This is a genomic window from Pandoraea eparura (genome assembly GCF_902459725.1).
Lineage (GTDB): Bacteria > Pseudomonadota > Gammaproteobacteria > Burkholderiales > Burkholderiaceae > Pandoraea > Pandoraea eparura.
Genome location: NZ_CABPSH010000015.1, coordinates 91,318 through 102,841 on the forward strand (window position 1 = coordinate 91,318; position 11,524 = coordinate 102,841).

Sequence of the window (11,524 nt, forward strand, 5' to 3'; positions counted from 1 at the left end):
CGAACGTTTCGACGTACGGCTAACAAAATATTTGGCATTCCAAAATCGTTGTTGCACCGTCGCCGCACCTCTCATTTTTCATCGAAACCCTTTCCAATTCTTCTGATACCTTGCGCGCCAAGGGTATTTCGGCAGCGAAGTACCGATCATGACGTGAGAGGGAACCAGTGAGAATGCAGAATCGGCGCGGTGCAATGAGTGAGTGTGAGCTGGCCACCAATGCGAACACCACATCGAGGCGCGCGCGCCGGTCTTCTGCCGAGTGCGCGACGCGCAGCGGCTACTTCAAGCTTTCCTGCATGGCACTGGCCGTCGCGGGGGCACTCCCCAGCGCAAGTCACGCGGCGACGTACGTGGTGAACAATCAGGCGGCGCTCATCCAGGCGATCAACGATGCCAATGCATCGAGCGACGCAAGCTCGACGATTCAACTGGGCAGCAGTTTCTCGGCCAGCGGCACGCTGCCCACGGTGACAAAAGCCATCACGTTGGATACGCAGGGCTTCACGCTGTCGGGATCGTTGTTGGTCTGGTCAGGCACGCCCATCACGTTTGACGGAACGTTGGTGGGTACCGGCGTCGGCGCGACTACCGCGAGAGCGGGCATCAATTTGAACGGTGCCTCCTCGACGACATCATTCGTCAATAACGGCAGCATCACGGGGGCCGGCATCGCGGGCGGTGTTGTCACCGGGGTGGGCTCAGTCGTGAACGCGGCGTCACTCGTGAACAACGGTACGATCACCGGGGGCAGCGCGACGACGACGGCCGTCGGCGGCGCCGGTGCTCAGGTCGGGAACGGCGCAGTCCTAACCAACAATGGGTTGATCCAGGGCGGCAACAGCACGGGGGGCGCCGGGGGCACTGGCGTCAACTGGTCCACCGGCGGCGCAACGCTCGTCAACAACGGCACGATTAAAGGCGGTTCGGACCTGACCGGCGTCAACACAACCGGCAGTATCGGTGTCGCTGTCCGAGCGGCAGGCAGCCCCAATAGCATTGTCAATACGGGCACGATCGTGGGGGGCAATGGCGGCGTCGCCATTGCCAACACCGTTGGTGTCAGCATCGTCAATAGCGGCGCGATTCAGGCCGGTGCAGGCCAGAGCGTCGCCATTCGAAGTACCACTGTGGCAGCATTTTCGCTCGAGCTTCAGGCCGGTTCCACCATCGTGGGCAACGTGGTGGCGTCGTCCGCGGGGACGAACAACGCCTTCATTCTGGGCGGCAGCACCAACGCGGTGTTCGACGTCTCGACGATCGGCAGCACGGCGCAATACCAGAATTTCAATACCTACACGAAAACCGGCACCGGCACATGGTCGCTGACCGGCACGGGCATCACGTCCACGCCGTGGACGATCTCGCAAGGCACGCTGCAAATCGGCAACGGCGGCACCAGCGGTAGCGTCTTCGGTAACATCACCGATAACGCCACGCTCGCCTTCAACCGCAGCGATACATTCACGTTCGATAACCTTGTCGCCGGTACCGGATCGGTGAATCAGGTGGGTTCCGGCACCACGGTGCTCACCGCCGCGAACACGTACACCGGCGACACGAATGTGCTCGCCGGCACGTTGGCCGTGGGCGACGCCGCGCATGCGACGGCCTCGATCGCGTCCGCGCAGACGACCGTCGCCGCCGGTGCCACGTTGGGTGGCTACGGCACCGTGTCAGGCGCGGTGACGAATAGCGGCACAGTGGCCGTCGCGAACGCGTTGAGCGCGTTTTCGACCGGCAGCAACGGCACGTTCACCATCGGCGGCGACCTGACCAACGCGGGCACGGTCAACCTCGCTGCGGCATCGGGCGTGATCGGCAACACGTTGAACGTGACGGGCAACTACATCGGCGCGAACGGCATCGTCACGCTGAATACCGTGCTCAACGAGGGCGGTGCCGCGACGCAAACGGACCCGTTCATCGTTGCCGGCAACACGGGCGGCACCACGGCGCTGAAGATCAATGGCACGGGCACGGGGGTCCTGACCGTGGGCGACGGGATCCGCGTGGTGCAAGTCGGCGGCGCGTCAGCCGCGAACAGCTTCCGCCTCGCCTCGGCGTTGCAGGCTGGTGCGTATGAGTATCTGCTGTATCGGGGAAGTGCGACCAGCGCAAATGACTGGTATCTCCGCTCGTATCTGCTCTCGCCCGCGTCGACGGCGTCTGCCTCGACAACCGACGCGCCGATCGCCTATCGTCCGGGCATCGCCGGCTACGCGGTGGCGCCGCAACTTAACACGGACTATGGCTTCAGCATCATCGGTCGTCTGAACGAACGCGTGCGCGACATCGCGAATCCGGACCCCGCGCCTGAGCACGCCAATGGCGTCTGGGGGCGCATTGGCGGGCAGAATCTCGATGCCGAGGCGAGCGATCGTTACGCGACGAACGCGCGTACGGTCTTCGCGCAGATCGGCCGCGACTGGACGCTGGCGCGCGCCGACGATGGCGCCAGCACGCATGCCGGTGCCACGATGACGTTCGGTTCGTCGTCGGCCTCGTTCACCGACAGCGCACGAAGCGTCATCGGCTCGACCGAGACGGGCAGCGCGCAGACCCAGGCGCAGTCGATCGGCGGTTACTGGACCCGCTACGGCGCGAACGGCAGCTATTTCGACGGCGTGGGCCAATTGACGCATTACCAGAACCGCTACACCGACATTTATGGCGTCGGCGCGAGCCAGAACGGTTTCGGTGCCGGCGTGTCGGGCGAGGTCGGTCAGCGGATCGCCCTTGGTTCGGCTGGCTTGGCGATCGAACCGCAAGCGCAGTTGTTGTACCAGTATGTGCACCTGAACGGCTTTGGCGATGGTATCTCGTCGATTGGCGCGAACACGACGAATGCGCTGCGCGGGCGTATCGGCTTCCGTCTGCTCAAGTCGGGGATGCGCAACGCGCTCAATACGTCGACCGTGACGCCATACTTCACGGCCAACGTGCTGCATGACTTCTTTTCGCCGGGCCAGACGACCGTCAGCGGCATCGCCTTCCCGACGCAGCTCGGCAAGACGTGGTACGACGTCGGCGTCGGCCTGACGGGTAGCTTCGGCAAGCGTTCCCAAGTCTATGCGAGCGTGAAGTATGAACACAGTTTTGGTGGGGCGTCCCGACGGAACGTGTTCGGTCAGGTGGGGTATCAATTCGCCTGGTGATGCTGGGGAATGCGGGCGAAGTCGCAAGCGAGACATAGCGGTCGTCGTTCAGCGCAGGCCCGCGCACGCGGCGCACCCCACGCACCTCGCCGATGTCGCCTGTCGCCTCGCGAGGCAAGATAGCGGCCATCATCGCAATGGTTGCCACGCTCCCTGCGGCGCGGCGCCGTGGCCGACCTCCCGAACCCTCCCGGATTTTGTCATGCTCGAACTCATTTCCGAACACCGTTGTTTCGGTGGTGCGCAACGCTTCTATCGCCATACGTCGAGCGTCATCGGCCTGCCGATGCGTTTCTCGGTGTTCCTGCCGCCGCAGGCGCGCGACGGGCGTGCAGTGCCAGCGTTGTTCTATCTCGCGGGGCTCACCTGCACGGAGGAGACGTTCATGATCAAGGGCGGCGCGCAGTGGCTCGCCGCGGAACACGGCGTGGCGCTGATCGCGCCCGATACCAGCCCGCGAGGGGCAGGGCTGCCGGGCGAGACCGATGCCTGGGATTTCGGCGTCGGCGCCGGCTTCTATCTCGATGCGACACAGGCGCCCTGGTCGTCGCACTATCGCATGTACAGCTACATCGTCGACGAACTCTACGGCGTGGTGACGCAATCGTTGCCGATCGACGCGGGACGCATCGGCATCTTCGGCCACTCGATGGGCGGGCATGGCGCCCTGACGCTCGCCCTGCGCAATCCTGACAAATTCCGCTCGGTGTCGGCATTCGCGCCGATCTCGGCGCCAACGCGTTGCCCATGGGGCGAGAAGGCGTTCGCGGGATATCTGGGCGCGGATCGCGAGACGTGGCGTCAGTATGACGCCAGTGAACTGATAGCGAAGGCCGGGCAGGTGGTGTTTCCCGGCGGCATCCTGATCGATCAGGGCTTGAACGATCAATTCCTCGAATCACAACTGCATCCGCACCTCTTTGAGCGCGCCTGCCAGGATGCCGGTCAGCCGCTGCACCTGCGCCGCCACCACGGCTACGACCACGGCTACTACTTCATCCAGACGTTCATGGCGGATCATCTGTCGCATCACGCCGAGCATCTGCGCGCTTACTGATCGATTACTCGACCGATTACTGGCCAAGCCCGGGCGTGCGACGCCCAACCCCCGGCACGTTCAGACCGACGGCTCCCGCGTCATCACGTGATCACGTCATCAAGTCGCGGTCGCCAGCGCGTTAGCGATCAATACCGCCGGACAATCGCATCGGGCGCGGCGGTCCATCCTGCTCCGCCGCGTCCGACACCGCGTCCGACATTCGATGGCGCGTTACTTCTTGGCCGAAATGATCGCGTCGGCCACGTTCCTGGGCGCTTCGGCGTAGTGCTTGAATTCCATCGTGTACGTGGCGCGCCCTTGCGTGAGCGAGCGCAACGAGGTCGAGTAGCCGAACATTTCCGACAGCGGCACTTCGGCGCGCACGATCTTGCCGCCGCCCACGATGTCGTCCATGCCCTGCAACATGCCGCGACGCCCTGACAGATCACCCATCACGTTGCCCATGAACTCTTCGGGCGTCTCGACCTCGACCGCCATCATCGGCTCGAGCAGCACCGGGTCGGCACGGCGCATCGCCTCCTTGAACGCCATCGAGCCCGCCATGCGGAACGCGTTTTCGTTCGAGTCCACGTCGTGGTACGACCCGAACGTGAGCGTGACCTTCACGTTGACGACCGGATAACCGGCCACCACGCCGTTGTTGAGCGTCTCGCGAATGCCCTTGTCCACGGCCGGGATGAATTCGCGTGGCACCACGCCGCCCTTGATCGCGTCGACGAATTCGTACGGCTTGTCCTTGTCCGGCTCCAGCGTGATGACCACGTCGCCATATTGGCCGCGTCCGCCCGACTGCTTGACGAACTTGCCCTGCACGTCTTCGATTTTCTTGCGCACCGTTTCGCGATAAGCGACCTGCGGCTTGCCGACGGTGGCTTCCACGCCGAACTCGCGGCGCATGCGATCGACCAGAATTTCAAGGTGCAACTCGCCCATGCCCGAGATAATCGTCTGGCCGGACTCTTCGTCGGTTTTCACGCGGAACGACGGGTCTTCCTGCGCCAGCCGATTGAGCGCGAGGCCCATCTTCTCCTGGTCCGCCTTGGTCTTGGGCTCGACCGCCTGCGAAATCACGGGCTCGGGGAATTCCATCTTCTCGAGAATGATCACGGCGTTCGGATCGCACAGCGTGTCGCCCGTCGTCGCTTCCTTCAGGCCGACCGCTGCCGCGATGTCGCCGGCCCGCACTTCCTTGATCTCGATGCGCTGATTGGCGTGCATCTGCAAGATGCGACCCAAGCGCTCCTTCTTGTCCTTGGTCGGATTGAAGACCGTGGCGCCCGAGTCGATCACGCCCGAATACACGCGGAAGAAGATCAGTTGACCGACGAACGGGTCCGTCATGATCTTGAAGGCGAGCGCGGAGAAAGGTTCGTCATCCGACGGGTGGCGCTCGATCTCCTTGTCGTCCTCGTCGTGACCGGCGATAGCGGGCACGTCGACGGGCGAGGGCAGGTAATCGATCACGGCGTCGAGCATGGCCTGCACGCCCTTGTTCTTGAAGGCGGTGCCGCACAGCATCGGCACAATCTCACCCGCGACGGTGCGCTTGCGCAGTCCCTCGCGGATCTCGGCCTCGGTCAGCGTATCGCCGCCGAGATACTTCTCGAGCAGCGCTTCATCGGCCTCGGCGGCGGCTTCGATCATCTTGTCGTGCCATTCCTGTGCCGTGTCCTTGAGGTTGGCAGGAATGTCGACGTATTCGAACTTCACGCCCTTCGATTCCTCATCCCAGACGATGCCTTTCATCTTCACGAGATCGACCACGCCCTGGAAGTTGTCCTCGGCGCCGATCGGAATCTGGATGGGTACGGCATTGCCGCGCAGACGTTCGTGAATCTGCTTGTGTACGCGGAAGAAGTCGGCCCCCACGCGGTCCATCTTGTTGACGAACGCGATGCGCGGCACCTTGTACTTGTTGGCTTGCCGCCAGACGGTCTCGGACTGCGGCTGCACGCCGCCGACCGAGTCGTAGACCATGCAGGCGCCATCGAGCACGCGCATCGAGCGCTCGACTTCGATCGTGAAGTCGACGTGCCCCGGCGTGTCGATGATGTTGATGCGATGTTCGGGATAGTTGCCGGCCATGCCGCGCCAGAAGCAGGTCGTCGCGGCGGACGTGATCGTGATGCCGCGCTCCTGTTCCTGCTCCATCCAGTCCATCGTGGCGGCGCCTTCGTGGACTTCACCCAGCTTGTGGTTGACGCCTGTGTAGAACAGGATGCGCTCGGTCGTCGTCGTCTTGCCTGCGTCGATGTGAGCACTGATGCCGATGTTTCGGTAGCGCTCGATGGGGGTCTTTCGGGCCACGGTACACCTCTTTTCCGGACGGTGGGAAAAAGCACAGCAGCGACCATCATACTCCAATGTCGTCATGTCGCGCTGACCGTGACATCGGCCCGAAGTCCAGCAGGCATGGGGGTTTGCGCCGGGCGGCGACACCCGCTGCCGGGCGCGGCGCCCCGCCGGATTGCCCCGGCGGCACGACCGGGGCGGCGGGGTGTGGCCGGGGTGCGGCGAGGCGACGATTACGCCGTGTGACGCTCCCGGGCGAACGCCAACACGGCGCTGCGCGGCGCGTTGGCGGCCGCCTGGTCAGGGTCGTGCGGGACGGACGTGACGACCTCGCCATCGTTGAGCCGGAACACGGCAACGGCGTCACGCAGATAACGCGCCTGATCCTCCAGCGACCCGGCGGCCGCTGTGGCCTGCTCGACGAGTGCGGCATTCTGCTGCGTCACCTGATCCATCTGCATGACGGCGGTGTTGACTTGCTCGATGCCGCCCGATTGCTCGCTCGATGCCGCAGAGATCTCACCCATGATGTCGGTCACGCGCTGCACGGCCTGCACGATTTCCGCCATCGTGCGACCGGCGTCGCGCACTTGCGCCGAGCCGTCCTCGACCTTGCCGACGGATGTCTCGATAAGCGTCTTGATTTCCTTGGCGGCGGCGGCACTGCGTTGCGCGAGTGTGCGGACTTCGCCGGCCACGACGGCGAAACCGCGACCCTGCTCACCGGCACGGGCCGCTTCGACGGCGGCGTTCAGGGCGAGGATGTTGGTCTGGAAGGCGATGCCGTCGATCACGCCGATGATGTCGCTGATCTTCGCCGAGCTGGCGGCAATCCCCTGCATCGAGGTGACGGCGCGCTCGACCACGCGGCCGCCTTCGCCTGCGATGTCCGACGCGTTCGCCGCCAGTTGGCTGGCCTGACGTGCGTTATCGGCATTCTGGCGCACGGTGGCCGTCAGTTCTTCCATCGACGAGGCCGTCTCTTCGAGGGAAGCCGCCTGCTCTTCGGTGCGCGACGACAGATCGGTGTTGCCGGCGAGCAATTGTCCCGACGCCGAGGCGATGGCGGTTGTGCCGTTACGCACCCGTCGCACGATGAGTTCGAGACTTTCATTCATGTGTTTGAGGGCGCCCATCAATTGCCCCGTCTCGTCACGGCTAGTGACGTCGATGCGGCTCGTCAGGTCGCCCTGCGCCACACGTTCGGCCACGGCCACGGCGCGGGCGAGCGGGCGCGTGATGCTGCGCGTGACCGACCAGGCGGCACCGACGCCCAGGACGGTTGCCGCGGCGCCGATGGCGATGAGCAGCCATTTCGCGAAGGTGATGCTGGCCCGCGTTGCGGCGCCGGTGTCGTCGACGATCCGCTTTTGGAGCGTGACCAGTTCTGCGGCCTGCGCCTGCATGGCGTCGAGGGCGGGCAGGGCGTCGCGGTGGGCGATGCCGAGCGCAGTGTCGCGCTCGCCCGCGTTCAACGCGGCGATTGTCGCATTGCGTGCCGTCACAAACGCATCGTTGTGTCGCCGGACGGCGGCGATCAATTGTTTGCCTTGCGTCGACGTCACGTACTTGTCGAGCACGGTCTGCGCCTCGGCGATGCGCGTGAGATTGGCGTCGATACGCTGGTTGGTCGTGGTGCGTTGCGCCGCCTCGGTGATCGTGAAAAGCTCCAGCATGCGGCGGCCGTTACCGCGCACCATGGCATCGATACTGTGGGCGGCATCGGCCTTGGCCCACGCACTGGTAAGCAGATCTTCGTTGGCGCGTTCAATCGCGACGAAGCGCGTCAGGGCGATGATCAGCATGGTCAACAACAGGGCTAGCAACATGCCGAAGCCGATGGCCAGTCGGGTTCGGATCTTCAGGTCGGCGATTCGCATTCAGATGACTCCGTTTAGGGATGGGATGCCCGGGGGACTACAAGGGTGACGTTGTGGCCCACTTGCGTTGCGAGGCGTAGTTGCCGGTCTGTGCGGAGTGCGCACCTTACTCAAGAGGCGGTACGACGCGACAGTGGCGCACGCACCGCTTGCGGCACGAGCGCCACGTCAAGCAGCGCGCGACGGGGGGATCAATGAAGCCAGTTCGCCTATCGTTATCTACGACGCGAAATGCGCTAACTGAAGGTTTTGATCGGAAAAACGAGCGCGAGTGTCTGTGCCGGCGAGGAGATACTCGGCATGCCGAACGATGCGCGATTCGCTAGACGAAGCGCACCGCGTGGATCGGCGGCAAGTGCGTGGACAGGCATCGCCATTGCTCGCCTGCGTTGTCGCTGACCCACAGCGCGCCGGTTGTCGAGCCCATGGCGAGCGAGCGGCCGGTGGTGTCGATGTCCAGGCCGTGGCGATAGATCAGGTCGTAGGACGGCATCTCCGGGAGTCCTTGGGAGAGCGAGGTGAATGACTCGCCACCGTCGCGCGTGCGAATGACGACGAGGCGGGCGTCAACCGGGATGCGGCACGCATCGCGCTGGGCGGGCACGAACCACGCGACGTCGGGGTCGTGTGGATCGACGGCGACGGCAAAGCCAAAACTCGACGGCGAGGCGTGAATCCGCCGCCACGATGCGCCGTAGTCGAGGCTGCGGAAGATGCCGTTGTGATGCTGCGCCCACAGGGCATTGGGGGCGTCGCGGCATTGCACGAGGCGGTGAACGTCCTGCGCGTTCGGATCGAGGCGTCGCTCCGGCGGCATGTAATCGGCTTCCATGCCGCTCGCTGCCAGCGCCCAGGTGTGTCCGTCGTCGCGCGTGCGCCAGACACCGCCGGTCGATACGGCAACCATCACCTGACGACTATCGCGCGGATCGATGCAGATCGAATGAATCCCCGGATGATCGTAGCCGCCGCCCATCCACTCGGCGCGCTCGGGGCGATCCCATAAGGTCTGCACCAGCGCCCAGGTGTGGCCCCGGTCGTGGGAGCGGAAGAGGCCGCCTGGGATCGTGCCCGCCCAGAGAACGCCGGGGGCATCGGGGCCGGCGGCTTCGAGCGACCAGAGCAGGGAGACTGACGGGGGCGAGGCTGCCGTTGACGTCGTTGATGCCGTTGATGCCGATCGTGCCTGGGCATCGTCCGAAGGTGCTTCGGACTGCCCCGCTTCCTGGGCGAAGGCGGGGGGCGAGAGTTCGGTCCACTCGCTCGCATCGCGAGCGCGGCACCAGAGCTTTACGCCGAAATGCCCGAGATTGAGCGCGGCGTAATCGGTGCCATCGCGCGGGTCACGCAACACCATGCTTACCGGCTCGCCGGGAAAGTCGGGCGTGCTGGACATCAGACGCCAGACGGCGTTCTCCCGCTGCCACGTGAACAATCCCTTGCGGGTGGCAACCAGCAGCGTTGCGCCGTTGATGTGTTCCACGATCTGCCTCCTTGGCTCGCGCGAGTCTTGTCTGGTGCTCGCGGATGCATTTGCCATCTGCCGCTTTCGCCTCGCTCACCTCATCCGCCCGAGAGGGCCTGGGCAACATACACGCGGCTGGCGTCGTTGAGTGCGTCGCCCAGCGCGTGTCGATCGCGGATCAGGCGGCCATCGACAAAGACCGCGACGTGTGGGCGCAACCGTCCCTGATCGTTGAACAGATAGCCGCGCAACTCGGGCTTTCGGGCCACGCATTGCGCGAGCACGGCATGAACCGTCGGTCCATCGGCGTGTTGTTCGTCCACGCAGACGTGACGCTGAATGGCGGGTGCGAAAGTGACAGTTGCCATGCCCTGGGTTGTGCGGCTGCCGTTGCGGCCAACGGACCTGCCTTGCGATGAGAACGAGACTTTCAGTGTAGACAATGCGCATCGCCAGCACGGTGTGCAGTGCAGCACTGTTGCGTGTTCGCCGCGCTATGTTTGCCGGGAGATAGCGCACGCGGGTCGCCTGGCGCGTACCCCGTAGCCGCTTGTGAAGCCGCGGCGCTCGGTTTGGTTGCTTTTGCATGACGAGCAGCGAGTGTCGATGCCCGTGAAGCGTCGTCGTAGGGTGAGGCATCGCATATCGGACACTCCCCATCCCACTTCACCGCGTTATTGTTCACCATTATTGGAGTGCCCGCGAGCGCAGTGCCGCAGGCAAATTCCAGGAGGGAGCAATGGCGAAGAACCGAGGAAAAGACATTGGCATGGGACGCTGGTCGGATGCGGCGATCAAGCGTCAGTGGCGCTTGCACAAGGCGGGAGAGGCTTCGCAGAAGGAGGACTCGACGCTCAGGCGTCCGCCGGAGATGGCGAGGTGCGAAGGTTACTTCGTCTGGAGCGGGCGTCAGGCGGCGTTTATCGGCCGGCACGACGGCACGTTGAAACATGGTGCACGCCATTACGCGACGTGCACGGCGCAAGCCAAGCGCTTTGCGAACGTGGCGCAGGCCAGGGCGGCGGGCGATGCGTTGGTCGGCGCCGTACTGATCATGTACGGCTACGCCGCCAACACCCCGCTCTATGCCGTGGGGCGATGACGGCGCACGCCGAGCCGGGGGCTGGTGTTACTTGCCCAACTCGTGCCCGATGACGCCGCCGACGACGGCGCCGCCGATGGTGCCGGCGGTGCTGCCGCCGGTGGCTTCGTGACCGATGACACCGCCCGCGGCGGCACCGCCAAGCGTGCAGCCGGCGAGGGACGCGCCCATCGCGAGTGCCGTGATGACAACGAGGATCGACTTCGCCGTATTCATGATGCGTCTCCTGTAGCAAGGGCTGGCCGTGCGTTGCGCAGCGACATGAATGAAGCTTAGTGGGCACGCGTTTCGCGGACTATCGGTCGCAACTGAATCGGCTGTAGGAATCGGACGACAGCGGGTGACATTGGGTGACATCGCGGCAGCGGACGACAGCCGATGGCAGCGGGCGACAGGTTGGCCGGGTGACGGCGGACGGCAGGCCGGGGGCGAGGGATGGGCGGTGCAGAAACGACGAAGGCCGCACAGGGTGCGGCCTTCGTGATGCATCTGGTGGGGCGTGAGTGACTCGAACACTCGACCTACGGATTAAGAGTCCGCTGCTCTACCAACTGAGCTAACGCCCCG

At 64.5% G+C, this 11,524-nt stretch carries 8 protein-coding genes and 1 tRNA gene; 3 read left to right on the top strand and 6 right to left on the bottom strand.

All coding sequences use genetic code 11. The features are described from left to right. Positions 1-194: 194 nt before the first annotated feature. Positions 195-3,158, top strand: coding sequence for an autotransporter family protein (locus tag PEP31012_RS21535; RefSeq protein WP_174978354.1), 2,964 nt, complete (start codon positions 195-197; stop codon positions 3,156-3,158). Between the two features lie 202 nt (positions 3,159-3,360). Beyond that, complete coding sequence (gene fghA, locus PEP31012_RS21540; RefSeq protein ID WP_150591303.1) at positions 3,361-4,215, top strand: S-formylglutathione hydrolase; 855 nt, start codon at positions 3,361-3,363, stop codon at positions 4,213-4,215. Positions 4,216-4,428: 213 nt separating this feature from the next. Here fghA and fusA read toward each other — a convergent pair whose 3' ends face one another. The 4 genes from fusA to PEP31012_RS21560 all read right to left on the bottom strand — a co-directional run bounded on the left by fusA (position 4,429) and on the right by PEP31012_RS21560 (position 10,223). Continuing rightward, the gene (gene fusA, locus PEP31012_RS21545) at positions 4,429-6,525 is read right to left on the bottom strand and encodes an elongation factor G (RefSeq protein ID WP_150591304.1); all 2,097 of its coding nucleotides are present in this window, start codon (positions 6,523-6,525) and stop codon (positions 4,429-4,431) included. Between the two features lie 218 nt (positions 6,526-6,743). After that, the gene (locus PEP31012_RS21550) at positions 6,744-8,390 is read right to left on the bottom strand and encodes a methyl-accepting chemotaxis protein (protein ID WP_150591305.1); all 1,647 of its coding nucleotides are present in this window, start codon (positions 8,388-8,390) and stop codon (positions 6,744-6,746) included. A gap of 322 nt (positions 8,391-8,712) precedes the next feature. Then, positions 8,713-9,873, bottom strand: a complete 1,161-nt coding sequence (locus PEP31012_RS21555; protein WP_150591306.1) for a VPS10 domain-containing protein — start codon at positions 9,871-9,873, stop codon at positions 8,713-8,715. Positions 9,874-9,953: 80 nt separating this feature from the next. Next, a complete protein-coding gene (locus PEP31012_RS21560; protein WP_150591307.1) occupies positions 9,954-10,223 on the bottom strand; it encodes a MoaD/ThiS family protein in 270 nt (89 codons plus the stop codon). A 371-nt stretch (positions 10,224-10,594) separates the two neighbouring features. Between PEP31012_RS21560 and PEP31012_RS21565 the strand changes: the two genes are divergently transcribed. Further along, on the top strand, positions 10,595-10,957 hold the full coding sequence (locus PEP31012_RS21565; protein WP_150591308.1) for a hypothetical protein: 363 nt from the start codon (positions 10,595-10,597) through the stop codon (positions 10,955-10,957). A 27-nt stretch (positions 10,958-10,984) separates the two neighbouring features. Here PEP31012_RS21565 and PEP31012_RS21570 read toward each other — a convergent pair whose 3' ends face one another. Then, positions 10,985-11,128, bottom strand: a complete 144-nt coding sequence (locus PEP31012_RS21570; protein WP_425494984.1) for a glycine zipper 2TM domain-containing protein — start codon at positions 11,126-11,128, stop codon at positions 10,985-10,987. A 319-nt stretch (positions 11,129-11,447) separates the two neighbouring features. Beyond that, positions 11,448-11,523, bottom strand: a tRNA-Lys gene (locus tag PEP31012_RS21575). Position 11,524: the final 1 nt, after the last annotated feature.